This is a genomic window from Gulosibacter sp. GYB002, assembly GCF_036577665.1.
Taxonomy (GTDB): domain Bacteria; phylum Actinomycetota; class Actinomycetes; order Actinomycetales; family Microbacteriaceae; genus Gulosibacter; species Gulosibacter hominis.
Window position 1 is genome coordinate 293,469 of the sequence record NZ_JARBDD010000003.1, and the last position, 18,799, is coordinate 312,267.

At 63.3% G+C, this 18,799-nt stretch carries 12 protein-coding genes; 5 read left to right on the forward strand and 7 right to left on the reverse strand.

What is annotated here, in order from left to right; genetic code table 11:
* Nucleotides 1–19 precede the first annotated feature (19 nt).
* Nucleotides 20–6,097 carry an Ig-like domain-containing protein gene (locus tag PV375_RS03525; protein WP_332106144.1) on the reverse strand — a complete coding sequence of 2,026 codons (6,078 nt, stop codon included), beginning with the start codon at nucleotides 6,095–6,097 and terminating at the stop codon, nucleotides 20–22.
* Between the two features lie 403 nt (nucleotides 6,098–6,500).
* On the opposite strand from PV375_RS03525, the gene PV375_RS03530 reads away from it, so the two are divergent.
* The 4 genes from PV375_RS03530 to PV375_RS03545 are packed head-to-tail and all read left to right on the forward strand — an operon-like array spanning nucleotide 6,501 to nucleotide 10,958.
* Nucleotides 6,501–7,262, forward strand: coding sequence for a hypothetical protein (locus PV375_RS03530; protein ID WP_332106145.1), 762 nt, complete (start codon nucleotides 6,501–6,503; stop codon nucleotides 7,260–7,262).
* 33 nt (nucleotides 7,263–7,295) lie between these two features.
* On the forward strand, nucleotides 7,296–8,912 hold the full coding sequence (locus PV375_RS03535; protein WP_332106146.1) for a hypothetical protein: 1,617 nt from the start codon (nucleotides 7,296–7,298) through the stop codon (nucleotides 8,910–8,912).
* A 27-nt stretch (nucleotides 8,913–8,939) separates the two neighbouring features.
* Nucleotides 8,940–9,728, forward strand: a complete 789-nt coding sequence (locus PV375_RS03540) for a hypothetical protein (RefSeq protein WP_201518017.1) — start codon at nucleotides 8,940–8,942, stop codon at nucleotides 9,726–9,728.
* A gap of 12 nt (nucleotides 9,729–9,740) precedes the next feature.
* Nucleotides 9,741–10,958: an FHA domain-containing protein gene (locus tag PV375_RS03545; protein ID WP_332106147.1), complete on the forward strand. Its 1,218-nt coding sequence runs from the start codon at nucleotides 9,741–9,743 to the stop codon at nucleotides 10,956–10,958.
* A 9-nt stretch (nucleotides 10,959–10,967) separates the two neighbouring features.
* Here PV375_RS03545 and PV375_RS03550 read toward each other — a convergent pair whose 3' ends face one another.
* From PV375_RS03550 to PV375_RS03560, 3 genes are read right to left on the reverse strand one after another with little or no spacing between them, the layout of a single operon-like run.
* Entirely contained in the window at nucleotides 10,968–12,230 is a 1,263-nt protein-coding gene (locus tag PV375_RS03550; protein WP_332106148.1) for a S8 family serine peptidase, read from the reverse strand.
* A gap of 23 nt (nucleotides 12,231–12,253) precedes the next feature.
* A complete protein-coding gene (gene eccB / locus PV375_RS03555; RefSeq protein WP_332106149.1) occupies nucleotides 12,254–13,588 on the reverse strand; it encodes a type VII secretion protein EccB in 1,335 nt (444 codons plus the stop codon).
* A gap of 19 nt (nucleotides 13,589–13,607) precedes the next feature.
* Entirely contained in the window at nucleotides 13,608–14,960 is a 1,353-nt protein-coding gene (locus PV375_RS03560) for an EsaB/YukD family protein (RefSeq protein WP_332106150.1), read from the reverse strand.
* 163 nt (nucleotides 14,961–15,123) lie between these two features.
* Between PV375_RS03560 and PV375_RS03565 the strand changes: the two genes are divergently transcribed.
* The gene (locus tag PV375_RS03565; protein ID WP_332106151.1) at nucleotides 15,124–15,657 is read left to right on the forward strand and encodes a hypothetical protein; all 534 of its coding nucleotides are present in this window, start codon (nucleotides 15,124–15,126) and stop codon (nucleotides 15,655–15,657) included.
* A gap of 95 nt (nucleotides 15,658–15,752) precedes the next feature.
* Here the strand turns inward: PV375_RS03565 and PV375_RS03570 are convergent, their stop codons facing one another.
* From PV375_RS03570 to PV375_RS03580, 3 genes are all read right to left on the reverse strand, one after another.
* Nucleotides 15,753–17,645, reverse strand: coding sequence for a hypothetical protein (locus PV375_RS03570; protein ID WP_332106152.1), 1,893 nt, complete (start codon nucleotides 17,643–17,645; stop codon nucleotides 15,753–15,755).
* Entirely contained in the window at nucleotides 17,642–17,968 is a 327-nt protein-coding gene (locus PV375_RS03575) for a hypothetical protein (protein WP_332106153.1), read from the reverse strand. Before PV375_RS03575 ends, PV375_RS03570 begins: the two co-directional genes overlap by 4 nt.
* Nucleotides 17,969–18,070: 102 nt before the next feature.
* A complete protein-coding gene (locus PV375_RS03580) occupies nucleotides 18,071–18,535 on the reverse strand; it encodes a hypothetical protein (protein WP_332106154.1) in 465 nt (154 codons plus the stop codon).
* Nucleotides 18,536–18,799: the final 264 nt, after the last annotated feature.

An 18,799-nucleotide genomic window follows, 5' to 3' on the forward strand; every position in this document is an offset into this window, starting at 1 on the left:
CCGTCGCCGGGCGCCGCGTTTATGAACAGCTAAAGTCGCCCCGGGTCACTGCCGAGTGCAGTTGCTCCACGCGAGTGTAGGAGGTCTTGAGGCCGGTCTTTTCGTTGAGGTGATCCCGCCGCAACTTGCTCGCCTCCTGACGCCCGTAAACGGGGTCGGTGAACGTGCAACTCACTTGGTAAAGCTTGGCGGTGACATCGGCGTAGCTCACCTTGATTTCGCTACACGGTTCGGGCGCGGCAGCGGTTTCGGTGGGCTGGGTGGAGTCGGCGGCATCCGGGCACGGGGCGAGCTCAAACTCGTATTTTGGCGGCACCGTTCCCGAGTAGGTCTGCCATTCGGAGCAATTGTTTTGGTCGTCACAGGAGCGGAATTGCATTTCTACAGTCTCCCCTGGCTTGGCCGGCTCGGTCAGTGTGCTGCTATTCAAATCTGTCTTGGTTTTACCCCTGCCTAGGCTTCGGTAAGAAACCGTCACCGGCACCCCGTTTGATCCCGACTGCAGATCGACAATGAAATCGACGCCGGTAGCGGTGGCCGACACCTCAACCGCCGGTGCACTCGGCTTGCCATACACATTCGTTGGCGAGGTCGCGGTGACGGGCTGCGACTCGTAAATCTCAGCGCCGGCTCGGGCATATGAGCGCATCTGCACCTCGGCGGGACGACCAATTTCAAAGCCGCTGAGTTCGTGACGGTGGCCGTTATATTCAACCCACTGCTGGCGAGCCGGGTCGAAGAGCTGCAATTTGAGCCGGGCACCGTCAAACCCGCCGCCAGGGTTTGCCGAACCTCCGGTAACCACGACCTTCTGGGGGCCACTCGCCTCAACCTGCGGCGGGTTCGGCTTCGGCGGCTTGGCGTAGGGCGTGATTTCTTTCGAGCGCAGCGGATTCGAGCCGCCGTACTCGGTCACCTGCTGCACCTCGACCCAGAACGGCACCCCGAGCGGCGCTTCGATAGTGGCCTCATTTTTTGGTGCTCGCACATCAAACGACTGCCCATCGCCAAACACCAGATGCGCGCCGGTCACATCGCGGCCATTACCGTCGCCGTAATTCCAAGCGACCTTGATTTTTGCGTTGTTCGAGTCGGTTTCTACGACAGTCGTGCTCAGGTTGCTGACGCGACCGGGTTTGCCGAATGGAATTGCCTGGGCGCTCAGATCGGACGACTCCGAGGGCTTGTCGGACGAATTGAAGGCCTGTACCGAGGCCTGGTACGCCACACCATTATTGAGGTTGCGGAACGTTCCTTCGAGCGTTCCGTTTGCCGGGATGCGGAGCTTTTGTTCACCCGGATGCAGGGTCACGACATATTCTTTCACCGGCGAGCCGAGCGACTCGGTCGGCAACACCCGCACATCGATAGCACCGTCGCGCGGCTTCAATTGCGGCGGTGCCGGACGCCCCGGCTGCACATCCACGAGCACCGGAGCCGACCATCCCGAAGCCTCGGATTCACCTACCTCGTTGACGGCGGTGACCTTGAACTCGTGCGTGCTGCCATTTTGCAGCCCGGTAACGAGGCACTCACTGGCGGCGCACGAGGCACTCACCCCCGATCGTGAGGTGACTCGAAACTCGGTAATTGGTGCGCCGTTGCTATCGCCAGCGGTGAACTTTACGAGCGCACTTCCGGGGCCCACCACTTCGGCACTGATGTTCTTCGGCGGTTGTGGTTTATCCCGTACCGTCACCCGCACCGCACCGGTGACCTGCCGCGAGGGATCGCCGGTGGCATCCCCCACGGTGTAGCGAATCGTGAAGGTACCGAGCATGTCTTTACTCGGCGTCACGCTCATGGTTGTTCCCTGCACATCCACCGTGCCCTGACCGCGCGTGATCGTTGGCGAGCCGATCACGGTAATCGGCTTATCGGGGAATGGGTTAATCAGGTACCGATTGAGGTCAATAGTTTCGGTCTTGCCGGGCTGGCCCGTATTGATCACCACATCAGACACCTGGATGACCGGGCGGTTCGAGGCGATAGCGGTCACCGGGATCGAGGCTGATACAGCGCCGTGTCCGTCATCCACCTTGATTTCAATCGCCCCAATCGGGCCGGCTGGCTGTGGGCCGGCAAGCTCTACCGAAAGCTTGCAGCCGTCAAGCCCCACCCGCAGAGTGTCGGGGTACGTACCCAATCGGTACTCGAGGTCTTCGCTCGGGGTGCCGTCCGGGTCGGTGGTCATCTGACACACATTCGCCACGGTTGGGCCCTCGGCGGCCGCCACAGAAATTGGGGATGGCCGCATCTCGGGTGGTTTGTTCTGCTCGGCGGTGACCACGATCGGCACGCTCAGCGTTGCAGTTCGCGCGCCCCGGTCAGAGTCAAGATTGCCGTCAGCAACCTCAAACGACACCACCGAATTGCCGTTGAAGTCGGTAGCGGCGGTCACCCGCAGTTTGTCGGCACCGGTGGCTACCTCAGCGACCGTCAAACCGCGCCCGGCGCGCACGGTTGTGGGGTCGGGAATCGAGGCTTCACGCCCCGGACGAACCGTAACCACGCGCTTGAGATCAATTTCGAGGGTCTCGCCGGCGCGCATGGTCATGGGCACCAGGGCCTCGTTGATGCGAGGGCGTTCCACCCCGGTACCGGGAACGGTCACCACGGCGTACCCCTCAAGCCCGTCAGCATCCCGCACGCCATACACGACGAGACGACGCTGCTCGGCCACCGGGATGATAAGCCGGTCTCCCTGTACCTCTACGTCTTCAGCCGTGGTGAACAGCTCGAGTTCGTTCCGGTCACCATCGGGGTCGATGTCGTTATCGAGCACCGAAACCCGCACGACCCCGCGCTCGGCCGCATCCACTTCTTTTTGCGTGACAACATCGTCCCGTGGCTCCGGCGCGCGCAGTGGCGCATCCGGTGTGACATGCACGGTGAGGCGCGCATAGCTTTCGCCGCCGCGGCCGTCAGTGACCCGGTAGCCGACCGTGATCGTGGCCTCCTCGGGCGGGGTTTCGAGGCGAATGAATCGCTCGGTCGCCGTCACGTGCTCGGGGTCAACCCCAACCACATCGAGCTGCTCGGGAAGGATTGCGATCGGATCGCCATCGGGGTCGCTGTCGTTGGCCAGCACATCCACACCGATCGACCGCGAGGGACGCACCCGCACACTGTCTTCCACCGCCACCGGTGGCTGGTTCACCGTGGTGGGTGGCGCCACCCCCACCCGCACGCGCGCGATGGCCTGCTTACCGAAGCGGTCTTCGACGATGTAGGTGAAAGTATCGGTGCCGGCAGCCCCCTCATTGGGCGTGTAATTGAACCAGCCCGCACCCACCGACACGCTGCCCATCGACGGCACCTGCTGCACCCCGACCAGTGATACCGAATCACCGTCGGGATCAATACCGGTCAGCGGCACCGGGATGCGCGTGGCGCCGCCGGCAACCGACCAGGCGGTTAGATCGCGTGGCTGCGGGGCCGAGTTCGCGGCCAGATCATCGGCGACCACCTCGATCAGCACCGATGCCGAAGCAAAGTTCCCGACCTCATCCACCGCGTTATATGTCAGCCGATAGCTACCGGCTTCCATCCCGGCATGAAAGCGCACCTCACTGCCGGTGACAAAAGCCTGCCCAGCGGTTTCGGGAATATCGTGTATCAGCTCCGGATCAACTCGAAGCCGCAGACCGTTGACAGAGCGGTCATTGCTCAGCACATCCACCGCTCCCACATCACCAACGCGCACTCGCAGGCGATCGTTCTCGGGTTCGGGTGGCACGCTTATGTCGCGGTCGCTCGTCGGCACCACGTGCACTTCAGCGGTGGCCGTGTCTTGCCCGTTCGACACCGTGTAGCGCACCGAAACGGGGCCGGTGAGGGTTGCGCTCGATTTCACGCGCAGCAGATGGTGATCAACCAGCGACACCACCACGGGACTGCCATCGGGCACCGATACCGATTGCACGACGAGCACACCACCGCCCGGATCAAAGTCATTATTGAGCGGGGCCACGAGCGTCGAGCCACCGGCCGGCAACAGCGCCAGGTCATCCTGTGCCACCGGAGGTGCGTCGCTGTCTGCCGACACCACATCGATACGAATCACACCGGTGGTGGATGAGGGCCCGTCGGTGATGACATAGCTCAGGTAGTAGCTCCCCTTCGCCGAGGCTGAAAAATCAAAGGTGCCGGTCTCGAGCGACGGCTGCACCGAGGTTCCGGGTGGCGCGGCTGAGATTGACACGAGCGAGAGCCGGTCTCCGTTGGGGTCAACATCGTTGTCGAGCGGTGCGACGGTGGTGGTGGCGTGTTCGCGCACCACCACGAAGTCGCCGTGGGCGACCGGTGGCACGTTCTGCGCTGGCCGCACCTCAACGTTGACACGCCCCTCACGGGTTGCCTGACCGTCTGACATGACCACGGTCACCTCGTGGGTGCCCGATTTGCCGCTCAGCTCGGTAATCGAGAGGTTGCCATCCTCGCGGAACTGCACCTGCAGCTGTTCGGGTGCTTTGACCGCCTCGAGATAGAACATATCGCCGTCGGGATCTACCCAGTCGGGGGTCACGTTGTACTCAACCGTGGCCCCAGCCGCGACCACCACATTTGGCACCCGCCGCTGTTCGGGGGCGGCGTTTTCGTTGAATGGCCGCACGGTCAGTTTTACTTTTGCGGATGCCGTACCACCGCGACCGTCAGCAGCCTGATAGGTGAAGGTGTGCTCGCCCGATGCATCCGCCGGCACCGAAACCTGTAGCGCTGCGCCACCGCGCGATTGCTGCACCCGCACCGCGGCGGGTTGTTCGGTCACGGATGCGGTGAGCAGGTCGCCGTCGGGGTCAGAGTCGTTCATCAGCACCGGCAGCTGGGCGCTCGAACCGGGACGCACCCCGAACTCGTCATCCTGCGCGATCGGCGGTTTGTTTTCTGCCTTGCGGTCGGGTTCGGCCACCTCATCGTTGAGCTGTGGCGAGTCTTCCTGCTCCTCCTGCTGGTTGAGCTCATTTTCGATCTCGTCCCAGTTGTCGATGAGCACCATATTGTCGTCGGGCAACCACACCGATCCCTTGCCGATGTCGTTCAGCACGATCACATTGCGGTTGACTCGAAACTCAGGCTGTTCCGCTGCGGCGAGAGTTTCGATGCGCTGGTTTTTGGTGCGGCTTTCGTCATCGCACCAGCGCAAAAAATTGCCGCTGCTCGACCAGGCTCCGTAGGCGCAATCACCAACCACCGCGGGGCGCGCGGCGGTGCCGGTTTGTTGCTCGCTCGGCACCATGGATGCAGTATCGCCATTGTTGAGATTGATGCGGTAGAGCGCTGTGGCATCGACGACCACTACGTCATCGTGTTCGGGGCCGGGTAGTTGCACTTCGACTTGTGCACTCGGCAATTCGGCGGTGCGACCGTTCGGCAGGATGACCGTGCCGGCGGTCGTGTCGAACACCACCGGTTTGTCACCGACCACGGTGAGCTGGATGTCGTGGCCGGGTGACAGTGCCTCGACGCGTTCAGTTTCGACAACATAACCGATGCCCTCGCGGGCGATTCGCACAATGGTCTGGTCTTGAGCGGAGGCTGCGTAGAGGGTGCCATCAACACCACCGGCAACGACACCGCCGCTCGAGGTGGCAGGCAGTGCGGTCTGTGAGTTCAGCTGTGTCGATCCGAGTTCTGCCACTGGTGCAGCCCACAACTGGCCGGTTTCAACGTTGAGCAGCACTGACTCGTTGGCGCCCTGCGCGGTACGGAATTCAAAGTCTGGTGTGTTCGCGGTGCCCAAGGCGGTATTGGCAATGTCAATTGCCGCAACCGAGTTCGATGTTTGGTCGTCGAGCAGCACATCCCGCTCGGCCTGCGTGATGTTGAAGTCGCTCGCCTCGACCTGCAGCCACGATTCCAGTGTGCGGGCGGGGTAGTTGAGGTGTCCGATTAGCCCGGCATCGCCGTTGGTTACCCACACGCCGCCCTCGTTCAGGTCAACGCGGGCTTCGGGGATGCCGGGGTTGGCGAATGCGAAACCACCGATCGTGAGTGCGCCCACCAATCCTGCCGCGATCGGACCGCGCTTTTGCCAACGATTGCGTTGCTGCGCAGCCGTCGCGCGAAACCTGCGGGTGAGCGGCTGCGTTGCCATAGCGATGAAGTTGCGCAGTCGCGTGAACGATTGAGCAACCACTGTCAAAACTCCCCAGATGACGGCCGACAAACTTTGTGCACTGCGCACACGAACGCACAAATTAGCAGTCGTAGGTGTCGCCCGAGGTGAACGAGCAATTGCTATTCAGTGCGCTTCGGTGGCGTGAGTTCCGTTCGACAACCGCTTTGATGATGCCGCTCTTCGTGCGGTCATGTGCAGCGGCGGCCAAAAGTTAACAGCCGGAATCATCTAGGGAAACTCTCCTCGGTATTCAATGCTTTACCCTGTCTGGCGATTCACGGCGGTATCGCGTCGAAGCATTGCGACAGCACAGCTTTCGAACGGTTGCGCCCTCAACACATCGTGCCCGCCTCGAAAGAAGCGGAGAGACAGGAACAGCATGAACGACAACATTGATCTCGAAAAGATGATGTCGGAAATGGCGCAATTGCAGCGCGAGTTCGATGAGTCGGCCCGCGCGGCGCAAGAGTCGATCCGGCAGATCATCGCCGTACAGCGCTTTGGCGGTAGTGCCGAGGTGATCGACCCGGAACAGGTCGTTGTTGTGGCGGTGGATGCTGCGGGAGCCCCGGAGCGCGTGCAGGTCGACGGCGCGTGGCGCGACTACTACAGCGCCGAAGAGCTTGCCCAGGTAATCGCCGGCTGCGCGCAGGCCACCGATGAGGCGCGTCAGCTGCAGGCCCGCGACTATCTCGAGAAGCACCCCGAAGCGATCGATGAGATCACCGACGCGGATGTGCAGGCCGCCCTCGACAGCGGCCCGGCGGCGGCTCCGGGTGAAATCAACGACCCGGCCGAAACCATCATCAACATGCTCGAGCGCCTGCCCGATGTCACTGACGAGGCATTCGCCGAGATCGACTCGCAGGCATTCGCCGAACCAGATCTTGAAAATCCGGTGCAGATCATTGCCGTCTCGGGAATGCTCGGCACGATTCAAGTTTCCCCAGCGTTCATCGAACGTGCTACCAACGTGCAACTGAATGCGGCGCTTGCACAGGCCGTGTACGACCACAACAACCCCAGCGAAGACGAACCAACCGGCGAGCAGACCACGAAGGCCAAACTCGACGCGTTTTCGGCACGGTCGCTGGCAGCAGCACAGCTGCTGCTCTCGTCGGTGCAAAACCCGAACAAGTAGCCCCAGCAGTCAGGTTGTAAGGAGCCTAACGACATGTCGCAAGAGCAAAACCGCCGCGCCGCAGCAGCACCCGCTGCCGGGGCACCCGGAGCTGTGGTTCCGGGTGGTACCGCATCAGAACAAAACCAGTCAGTTGATGCCGAGATCGGTCTGCCACCAACCACCGGCGTTCCGGCCGAGTCTCACGACGTGAACTCGGGCGCCACGATGAGCGTCGACGGCAAAGTGCCGGGAGCCGGTGAAGGTGCCGGTTCCGGAGCTGCTGGTGGCGGCGGTGGCGCTGGAGCCGGTGGTGCCGCCCCTGCTGCCGGAACAACAACCGAGGGGATCGCCAACAAGACCGTGGTCGGTGGTGAACCCAAGCAGGATGAGGTCGATGCCGACACCGAACCGCAGGTGTTCGTTGACGACAACGGCAACACCATCATCTCGATCGACCCCGACGACACCGTCCCACCCGAACTGCAGGCCTACCTCGACAGCGTCAAAGACAAGACCATCAGCGCCGAGCCGGCCGACAAAGAAGCCGGCACCGATGCGGACGGCGGCATGGACCGCTCGGATATCGATTTTTCACTGAGCGACTACCCGATGCCCCCGGCCGGCGGTATGCCCGGTGATTTTGGCGCCTTCCCGATGATACCCGGCTATGGATTCGGTTCGGGAGCCTTTCCCGGCATGGGCGGCATGCCCGGCTACAGCGCCATGCCCGGCGGCATGCCAGGTTACGGCGCCATGCCCGGCGGCATGCCCGGCTACGGTGCGATGCACGGCGGGATGCCCGGCGGGATGCCCGGTTACGGTGCCATGCCGAGCGGCTCTTCGTTGCCCACCGCACAGCCGGCGGGCGCGACCGAACCGCAGGTGTTCGTTGACGACAACGGCAACACCATCATCTCGATCGACCCCAATGACACCGTCCCGCCCGAGCTGCAGGCCTACCTCGACAGCGTCAAAGACAAAACCATCTCGGCCAACCCTGCTGGAGCGCCCGCCGCGACCCCCATGCCGGATGGCGCTGCCTGCGACCCGTCCACGCCTGGTAGCCCCGAGACACCCGGCATGCCGAGCGCTCCCGGTATGCCCGGCGGGCCCAGCGCACCCGCACCCACCGGCGCACCGACAGCACCCACCGGTGGCCCGACTGGCGCACCCACCGGCGGACCCAGTGGCGGCCCAACAGGTGGCCCCACCGGCGGCCCTACCGGCGGCCCGACGGGCGGTCCCACCGGTGGCCCGACCGGCGCTCCGAACAACGAACCCGGCACCCCAGGCTGCCCGAACGGCCCTGGCACACCCGGCGAACCCAAGACCCAGGCTCGTCCTGAACAGGTCAGTGGTGAAACCGCCGCTTGGGAACCGCTGCTCGAGCTGCTTTCAAACTCGGCAGAGCTCGCCTCCCAGTGCGTCCTGAACGGCGCCGAAGCCGGCATCTTTACCCCCATCCGCGACATCAACAACGAGCTCGCGGAACTGTTTGAAAATGTTTCAAACACCGGCCGCAACGAGTTCCAGAACGTCATCGACGCAATCGAAGAGTTCGTCGACAACCTCGAATCAACCGACGAGGCCGGCGCTCAGGGCTTCGGCGGCGTCGACCCCGACCCCAACTACGCGTACCCCGGCGGCACCGCTACACGGACCAAGTAGGCACCCAAACAAAGAGGTCTCATAGCTATGAATATGCAAACTCCAAGCCTGCTTATTAAGCGGCGCGACGACATCATGCCGAACGCCAACGACGTACTGGGCCGCCTCAACGGTGTCCTCAGCACAGTGAAGAGTTGGATGTCAAAGGGATTCCAGCTCATCAACTCGATCTTCGGCTCAACCCCCATCGGCGGCATGCTGCAGAAGATCATGGATGCGATCCAAAAGTTCGTCGATCTGGTGAACAAGCTCCAGGAGCTGGTGAGCAAGCTGGTTGAAATCATGCGCGGCATCTTTATGCCATGGATTCTGCCGAGCTACGCCGACCGCTGGTACAGCATCTCCGACAACTACCGGGAGATCTCGGCTGGTGTCGGCCCGCAGGGGCTGCGCGCGCCGGGCAATGGCGACTGGACCGGGCAGGCAGCAACCCAATATCAAAAAGTCTCCGCCACCTATTCGCAGGCCGCCAGCTTCGCCAGCGAAACGGCCAGCAGCCACGGCGACCGACTCAATGATCTGTCACAAAAAGGTCAGGCGCTCTACATCAGCATCGGCGGGCTGATCGCAACCATCATCACGACCATCGTGGCGGTGGCGACGGCTACCGGCACCATCGTCGGTATTCCGGCCGCTGTCGTCGAGGCGGCGGTGGCGATTCCGGGCCTCATCACCGAAGTGATGGGTGTTATTCAAAACCTCATGGATCTTTCAAACACCATGAAGGCCGAAACACAGCAGATCAAGGACGCCATGTTGAGCGCACAGCAGTACTTCCCATCCGGGTCTTGGCTGCCGCTCGCCCAGGTGGGATAGCATCCAGAAACTGTGAGCGCACAACAACCACCCCTCGGCATTTCATACCGTCCCGGACCGGGCACACTGATCGTTGCCGCGGGGGCGCAGATACTGCTGAGCCCGAGTCTTGCCGACTCGGGCCAGCAGCTGCTGCGCGGATTGCTCTCGGGCCAATCTGCCCGGCAGCTACTGGATGAAATTTGCGCCACCGATCCCGACGCTTCGGCAGCCGCGGTGCTGGTAACCCCCGAAGACACGAGCTTCATGCTGCGCGGCAAAGCGCGCGTGGTGGTCGCCACCGGGCGGGGATCGCTCAGCGAGCTGCCCGAGCTGCCCACCAACCCCGACCAGCTCAGTGGCTGGTCAGGTGGCAAACTGTTGGCGATTCACGGCTGGCGCATCGCACTCGAGGCGCAGGACGCAGTCGATGAGATCAGCGACGAATTCGTGAGCGCGGGCGGCACCTCACCCTGCAGTGAAGCCTGGTTTGGCGAGGTCGCCACCTTTGAATCACTGCCAGATGAATCGCTCTCCGAGGTCGATGACGACACCATCCTTGATCCCCAACCAGCCCCGCAGCCAGCGTCGCAACCGGAACCCGAAGCATCCTCGCTCGCATCAGAAGCTCCCGAAGCCCCGGCCGAGCTGCCCGAGCTGCCACCGCTACCGCCGCTGCCCGCGCAACCCGAACCGGATGTATCCCGGGCTTTTGCGCCGCCGACCGCACCCGATCAGCCGCAGCCTCCCGCTCCGGCCGCGGTATCAGAACCCGATGCACACTATGTGCCAGGTTCGGCGGCCGCACAAATCGCGGCAGCGCAGGCGGCCGCATCGCCGGCGCCCGAACCGAGCTCGAATCCACCGCGGCACGCCGCCCCGCAACCTCCCGCGTCCGAAGCGGCTGACGACCCCTCGTTCATCCCACGCCTCATCTCAAACCACGGCCACACCGTGCCGCTTGAATACCCGCAGGTCATCGGCCGCAAACCGAGCGTCGACCGCGCACCCGAACCGCAAAATGCGCGACTGATCGTGGTGCCCTCACCCAACGACGAAATATCACGCTCGCACTGTGTGGTCACCTACGAACACGGCAGCGTGCTGGTGTGGGATCTCGGCTCGGCCAACGGCACCCGGGTGCTGCGCGGCGGCAGCATCCCCGAGCAGCTCAGCCCAATGGTGACGGTGCCCATCGCGCACGGCGACATTATCGACCTTGGTGACGGCGCCACCTTCTGGATCGACTAGCCGCATCCGCTAGCGCCGAACCGTCTTTGGCGCCGCCTGCTGCCGCCGGGCACGCAGCCACAGCAGCGCACCACCGAGCGCACCGGCACCGGTGACCACGGTGCCGACAGCAGCCCGCACCGCCACCGGGTCGTCTTCGGGGCGGGGCGGCAGCTGCCCAGCCTGCGCCGGCGGAGCAGTGCGCTGCCCACCCGGAAGCAGCGGTCCCGGACGCTGCGCATCCGGGGTGACGGTGATTGCGTCATAGGGGGCCAACACTCCCCAACCAAGCAAATCTTCACGATCGCTCGGGCTGGCGCGCAGGGCCGTCGATTCAAGCCGCCACTTCCACATCGCCGGCCCCTCATCGGGATGCGCCGACGCCACCAGTGCGGCAACACCGGCCGTATAACCGGTTGCGAAACTCGTGGATGGATAGTCGGGCGAAACTCGACAGTCGCCATCGTTGAACCAGCTCACCGGCACATTCTGTCCGGGAGCCGCAACGCCCACGTGCACCCCGTGAATCGCGGCGTCCGTGGGTTCACCCTGGTCGCTAATCGAGGTCACCGAAAGCACCTGGTCGTATCCGGCCGGGTAGCGGATGCTATCGCCGCGTTCGTTTTCGGCCGCGGTCTGACGGTTGCCGGCGCTGGCAACCACGAGTGCCCCGCGGTCGGTTGCATATTGCACTGCGGCGGCAAGCTCCGGGTCATCACTGGCGGATGAAAGCGCTACGGCAATAATTTTTGCGCCATTATCAGCGGCCCAGCGAATACCGCTACTGGTCATCGGCAGGTTTGGGAGCACCGGGTCTTGACCCGATTGCTGCTTTTCGCTGGCCTCGTACACGCGCACCGGCAAAATTTCGGCGTCGTGAGCCACACCGATCAGCCCGGATCCCTCCACGGGCTGCGCGGCAATGATACCCGCAACCGCGGTGCCGTGCCCCTCAATATCGGTGCGCCCATCCCCCGACGCCGCAAAATCATGACCGGCCCGCACCACCGAGCCGAGGTGCGCATTGCGTGCATCCACACCCGAATCAACAACGGCGACGAGCACACCCTTGCCGGTGGCGAGTTCTTTGGCCCGGTCGAGCCCGAGCAGCTCATACGCCTGCGGGGTGTCGGGTAGGTACTGCGGGTTGCCACGCTCACAGGTGTCGGGGGCGAGCTCACCACCGTTGGCGTCAGCGGTGACGCTCTCGAGCGCATCATCCGGCAGCGGATGCACGGGGGCCGGCAGCGACGCACCGGCACTGAGCGAGGTAATCAGCAGCGCTGCGGCCACCGATAAAGCGCGTCGCCGCAGCACTACTCTGCCCCGTCCTGCGGCACCGTCGCCCAAGCGGCCTCAGCTGAGAGCACCGGGCCCGCGGGCAGCAGCTGCAGCCAGGCCGCCGGAATATTGGTGATATCGCCGGGCTGGTAGCCAAACCAGGTGACCACCTCATCGGCCGGGCCCTCAATACCGTATGCCTTGCCGCTGTCGCCCACGAGGTACACGGCGCCGAGCGTACCGCCCGAGGTGATGCGCACGAGCGCACCGGTGCCGCCCTCGACCTCCACCCCTGCCGCCTCAGGAGGCGCAGCCTGCACCACAGTGGTGAACACTTTGCCGCCGCGCGAGGTGAGGAGCGCACACGGAGCCGCCCCCGCCACCGGCATCTCGGGCACGGCCACCGGCCAATCGCCGGGGCCGAGGCGACGCTCATGGCTCGTCAGATCGGCAATATCCGCGAGCGAAGCTCGAATCGGGTTGCCATACTGGGCGCCGCCGCCCACAAGATACAGGCGGTATTCCACCGGCGTCAGCGGCACCAGTTCACGGTCGCCGGTGATCAAATATTGGCGAATTCCCTGACCGTCGGGCACTTCCACCACGGTGCCGAGTTTGGCATCGGCGAGTGGGCCGCGCAGGTTTCCGGCGCTGGCACCGGCATTGTCGAACTGCCACGGCCGCAGCACGGTGCCCTCGTCGAACAGGTCGAGCCACGCCGAACCCACCTCGACCGGTTCCACGCCCTCCCAACCGAACGCCAGCCGAACCGCTGTGACCTCTTCGGGATCGATGAGATAGCGCCGGCCCTCAGCCAGCAGATAAATGTCTTCGCCGTGCTGCACGAGCCCGCCGGTGGCACTGGTGGAATACTGCGGGTCACCACCAATCTGCACCTCGGCTCCGTCTGCAACCGGGCAGGCCAGCCAGCCGTCATTTTGCAATTGGGCTGTTGTTGGCACGGTGTCGGGCGCGCCCGTGATGCCCACTTCAGGACCCCGAGGAATTCCGGCCAGTGCGCTCGCCTCAACCGAGGTGCGCGACAGATCTCCCGACTGTGACAACAGCCGGGCGCTCGTGGTGTTGCGAATCGGATGCAGTTTGCCGTCGATCGAGTAGTAGCGCGCGCCCGTATCTTTTTCGGTGACGAGCATCCCGTTTTGCCAGTCGTTTGGCAGCGCGGGTGCGAACCGTCCCCAAATCCATGCGGCCACCAGGATGATGATGGTGAGGATGACGCCGACGATGAGCGGGCCGATGGGAGATTTCAGTTCGATTTCGCGCCCGCCGGGGGTGCCCGATGTGAATGCCGAGACGAGCCGACGCTTGTTGAACCGCTGGGCGTCGAGAATATCTTTGCTGCTTGCCACGTGTTCCTACCCGCGCGCCCTACACAAACCCGAGCTGAATTGCGGTTGCCGGCACGATCACCAGCAGCGCGATCACCGAAAGGCTGTCTGACCAGCGCGCCACCAGCGGCGGCGCCAGGCGTCGTAGTGCACCGAGTGCCAGCACGAGCGCGGCCACCGCGATGATGAACCACACCACCCATTCGGCCAGATGCGGGAAGGCGCGCGCCAGCAGCAGGGTCGCTTCAACCAGCACCAGCGAACCCGAAATAATGCCAATCAGCACTTCGTTGCGGTCATATTGCTGTCGGGTGCTCAACAGCAGCGCAACACCGACAGCGCCCACCACCACCAGCGCTGGGATGGAACCGTCAATCACAAACGGCGTGGCGGCCAGCAGCACCAACCCGCCCGAAATACGCAGCGTGATCGCGAGCACGCGCCCGAATGCCTCGTGTTTGCGCACCACCGATTCAAAATGCACCTGGGTGTCGGCGGCCCGCTCTTCATCAGTTCGCGGGATGTAGCTGCGGATGGGCGTCTGTGCCAGTGCGATCCACGGCGCCATCAGCACCGTCAGCCCCGTGACGGCAATCGTGGTGAGCGCCGCAAACATGGGCGTCTGATCCAAAAATGCGAGCGCGCTGCCGCTCCACAGCGCCATCGTGCCGGCATAGATCGGCCCGGCCATTGCTGCGAGTTCGGGGAACTGTTTGCCGCGCCCGGCGAATGGTCGCAGCAGGGCGAGGCCAAGCATCCCGAGCACAATTCCGGTGCCGCCGCCAGCGACCAGCCGCATCCCCATTTCGGTGAACTGTCCGGCCACACCGACGGCAGCCATGAGTGTGCCGATGCAATACACGACCACGGCGCTGACGTGATGCTGCATGCGGGTGAGCACCACCGATGCGGCGATCGCAAGCACCGCCGAGCCGAGGCCGGCCGTGAGCGCGAGCAGCCCGGCTGTTGACCACAGCACCGCAGCCAGCACCGACCACAGCGCCACCGCGGCGGCAACCGAGGTGTGTAGCGAGTGCTGCGGGGTCCAGGCGGTGCTGTCAGATTCGACGACCGACGCGAGCGCCTCAACGAGGTCGTCATAGCGCTGGTCGAGTTCACCCGAGCCAATCGGCTCGACGGTCACAACGTCACCGGCTACCAGCCCCGCATCCATCGAGGTCTGGTCGAGCGGGATATCGCTGCCGTGGTCATTGCGCAGACGAAACCCGGAGGAGGCGGCCTGCGGGGTGAGCAAACCCATTTCGTCGATGACCACGGGCACCACTTCGGCCAGCGGTAGGTGTAGCGGAACGGCAAGGTCGAACGTCGTCTCTTCGTGGGCGAACGTCAGTGGAACCGTGGTGGCCGCGCGCGCCGAACTCGTTGACGACATTCTCTCCGTCTCCACTCTTGTGCGAAACAGATGCACCCTATCGCAACTCGGTAGCCAATCTGTTGCCTCGGTGGCTGCGACCCTCCGTAGATATCCCAGTCGCACGGCAAGTAGCATGCTGAACGACGCCTACCAGTGTCGCCAGGCCCCTTACGGAGTGGATATGCAACGATCATTCGTCTTCGCCATCGTGAGCGTGCTCTCGTTAGCACTGACCGCTTGCGCAGCATCATCAGAAGAAGGAACCGATTCCAGAGATGGATCCCCGGTGCCGCTAACCATTCAAGAGGCCAAACGTGAATCAACTCGCATTATCGAAATGCTCGCGGCGGAGATTCCCAAAGACAAATGGGCCGAAGACGGACTGCTCGGCCCGAGCGAAGAGAAAAGGGCTCCGACAGCCTGCGGACAAGACGAATATGGCTACTTCGATCTTGCAGCCATCTTCTTAGTTGAAGGAACAGACGCTACGGCTACGGTCCAGCTCCTCGAAAAACGTCTCCGCGACGACGGATGGGAAGAGCTCGACACACCCGCCGGTCCACAACCCAACAGCTTCATCTTCGAAAACAACGCTGGTTACGTCGTGTCCATCAAATCGATTGATGTTGACGCACCAAAGGTGATGATCAGAGTGGACAGTCCCTGTGGCGTGGCACTGCCCGAGGATGCCGATCCGTCTACTTTTAAGATCTAGGTACTTTTAGCTCGCCCGGGGGCTATCCTCACCACACAACCATTGAACAGCCCCGCTCCGCGGCCGGTACAGCCCGGGTGTTCACTGGGCGGCAACTATTTGGCGATCAGCTCGGCGAACATCGCCTCGAGCACCGGTCCGTTTCGTTCAGCGCCCTGCGATACCCGCCAGTGGCTATCGATCGGGCCGACCTCGGTGCTCCAGCCATACTGCCCGAAAGGCCGGAAGCGGTAGTCGTCATCACTGCGGTACTGCGCTTCAAACGAGTGCTTCTCGTACGACGTGCTCTGATTCGGGGTGTCGGCCATCAGATCGGCGCCAGCGTCGAGGCCCCTACCCATGTTTTCGAGATACGTACCCTTGCCATGCAGCCAGTCGCCGGCCGAGCGCATCGCATCGTCAATAAACCAGGCGTCGAAGCTCTTACCGCGGTCTGACAGCCAGCCACCCGCGGTCGATAACCCGCTACCGGCAGTGGAGCTTGCCGAACCGAGATCGTTGAGCAGGCCGTCATGGTCGCGGGCGAAATCGCGATAGCTATCGAGCGTGTGGATCGCGTCATAGCCGTAGGTCATATGGTCGTATTGCGTACCGATATTCGGTTCCCAACCGGCGGGCATATACGAGCCCGCGAGCGAAAACACCTGGTCGTACTGGGCGCCATGGGTTTCGGATGCGGCAACCACCGAGTGTCCGGCGCTGTGTCCGGCGATATTGATATCGGCACGCTGCGCAAAGTCTTCAAGCGCCATCGCCGCCTGAAAGTCAGCGAGATCGGAACCAGTTTTGCTGAGAAACTCATTGTTGGCGTTGCCGCGCTCGCTAAACAACCATTCCACCCACGGCCCGTCCTTGTAGACGAACCCGGCGGTTGGGTTGTTGAGCTGGGCGCCGCGCTCCACCTGATCGCGGGTGACGAGCTGGATTTCGCCATCAACAAAGTTGCTCCACTGGCCGCCGGTGGGTGCCACATAGGTGAGCACATCTTTGAGGTTCGGGTCGCTGAGATCACCAACCACCTCGATGATGCGGTCATTCGCCCGGTCGAACAGCACCGCGCCGGGCCTGTCGATGAGCGCGTCATAGTAGGCAATTTCACGTTCGAGCCCGGCAATCTGTTCGCCGAGTTCTTTGCGCTTGTCGAACTGCCAAAACTTCGTGTCGGCAAGTTCTTCGCGCAGGTTATTGAGTTCGGATGCGGTCAGCTCGCGCGTGTGCGCAATATTGATGTCGTTGGCCTCCACCCGACGGTCGAACGGAATGCCATTGAGCTGACCGATGAACTCGGGATGCTGCTGGATGAGCGCGGCCTGTTCGGCCGGGCTGAGCGTCTCCCACTGCGCACGCACCTCGGCAGCCGGGGTGTCGTCGCCCCACAGCGCCTTCGGATCGATTGCCTCACCGTTCGCGCTCGCCATCAGCTGCGCCGCATCGCTCACATTGTCGTCATTGATGTGCTCGAGCGCGCGGGCAAAAGCGCGATCAACCGATTCGGCGGTGTTGATGACTTCCGCAATCGTGCGTTCGAGTTCTGCCTGCGCGCTCTTGCCGGCCACATACGACGCCTGCTGTTCGAGCGTTGCCGCAGGATTCAGCTTACGCGCGATCTCGAGTTCGAATTGGGCGCGCACGAATATTTCTTGCCCGAGCAGCACGGTTCCATCATCGGTGAGCACCAGATCGTGCGTTTGCGCGTAGTCATAGCAGGCTTTCACCCGCTCGACGATGGCGCGAGCCCCGGCGGCCGCCGTCTGCGTGGCCGTTTGGAAGTCGGTGAGGAGCGCTTCGAGGTGGTCGGTTTTGTCACGCAGTGCGGTGACCTTTGCGCGTGCCGCATCGGCCGCGAGCCCCGATGAGTCAATCGCGGCAACGCTATCGTCGAGCGCTTCGCTCTGCTCCTGCGCCACCCGCTCGTCGTGGTCGATTTCGGCGAGCAGCTCATCGAGCGGCTCTGCCTGCCACAACCTTAGCTGCGCCCACCCGGTCATGAGCCGGCTCCGTAGCCATAGGTGCCGGCGGGAAGCCACACGCTCGACATTCCCTGCGCCTGCCGGCTGTCGGTCTGATTGAATTGGCGTTCGGTTTCGATAGCGGCGGTTGCCGATTCGCCCAGCTGCTGCACGATCCCCCGGGCTTTTGCATCCACGGCGCGGGCGGCCGCGAGCGCCGCCGATATTGACCGGGCACCCGGCATTGCTTGCTCGACCAGCGGTGCCGATGCATCCAGTTTGATGGCGGCACCGAGTTCGGCAGCCGCAGCGTCGAGATTCGAGGCGAGACGGCTCAGATCACCGGCACGTGATTCCAGCATTTGGCTCGCTCCTTGGCAGCTCGAAACGGGTTAGTTGGGCGGAGTGTAACGGTTGGAGATGATCTGCGCACTACGTCGCTGTCGTTGGGCGGTTGCGGGTGGCTAGTAGCGGTCAATGGCCTGGTGATGCGAACGCGGTGGCACAAAATCGGGGCTCACCACATTGACGCACACCATCGGAAATCCTTCGGCGGGACGCAGCACGCTCACGCTCACCTCGTAGCCGTCGGGGCTGTGGAAACGTGGGAAGTCTTCGTCGAGGTAGCGGTCGAGGGCGGTCCAGTCGGGCTGTTCGTCGAGCCAGTTCACGAGCTCGGCCGCGCACCGCTGGGCCGAGGGAACATCGCGCAGACTTCTCGCGGCGGTGCCGGGATAGCGTTTTGTTCCCGGCCCTCGCCCCGGATGCAGGGTGCGCGGCACCGCTCCCACGGCGGCCGGTTGTGCTTCGGCTGGTGCCAGTTCGGTTACGGGGATGCGGTCAAGCAGCTGCTGGATGAGGGCGAGCGACCGTGCTTTTGCGCCGGTCACATTGAGTGCCGGAACTGTCTCGTCGATCGGGTCGCTCATTTTTGGCTCCTTTTTGTTATCGCCGCACCGGGATGCTTGCCGGCTGGATATTAATCACCGTAGATGTCCTTCACTATGAAGTGCCCCAGGTTTTGTTCCGTTTGAGTAGATGGGAAAATCTGGAACATGCCTAGAACATTTGATCAGGATGCTAAGGACCGTGTGGTCCGCCTCGTGGAAGATCGCATCCTGGCGGAGAACATGTCCATGCAGGCAGCCTGCAAGATCGTGGCACCCAAACTGGGTGTCTCGTGGCACACGGCG

Bases quoted from the DNA above. Each gene is read 5' to 3' on its own strand.
- PV375_RS03570 (WP_332106152.1), bottom strand. From the start codon at position 17,645: ATGACCGGGTGGGCGCAGCTAAGGTTGTGGCAGGCAGAGCCGCTCGAT.
- PV375_RS03565 (WP_332106151.1), top strand. From the start codon at position 15,124: ATGCAACGATCATTCGTCTTCGCCATCGTGAGCGTGCTCTCGTTAGCA.
- PV375_RS03525 (WP_332106144.1), bottom strand. From the start codon at position 6,097: ATGGCAACGCAGCCGCTCACCCGCAGGTTTCGCGCGACGGCTGCGCAG.
- PV375_RS03530 (WP_332106145.1), top strand. From the start codon at position 6,501: ATGAACGACAACATTGATCTCGAAAAGATGATGTCGGAAATGGCGCAA.
- PV375_RS03575 (WP_332106153.1), bottom strand. From the start codon at position 17,968: ATGCTGGAATCACGTGCCGGTGATCTGAGCCGTCTCGCCTCGAATCTC.
- PV375_RS03560 (WP_332106150.1), bottom strand. From the start codon at position 14,960: ATGTCGTCAACGAGTTCGGCGCGCGCGGCCACCACGGTTCCACTGACG.
- PV375_RS03535 (WP_332106146.1), top strand. From the start codon at position 7,296: ATGTCGCAAGAGCAAAACCGCCGCGCCGCAGCAGCACCCGCTGCCGGG.
- PV375_RS03540 (WP_201518017.1), top strand. From the start codon at position 8,940: ATGAATATGCAAACTCCAAGCCTGCTTATTAAGCGGCGCGACGACATC.
- PV375_RS03580 (WP_332106154.1), bottom strand. From the start codon at position 18,535: ATGAGCGACCCGATCGACGAGACAGTTCCGGCACTCAATGTGACCGGC.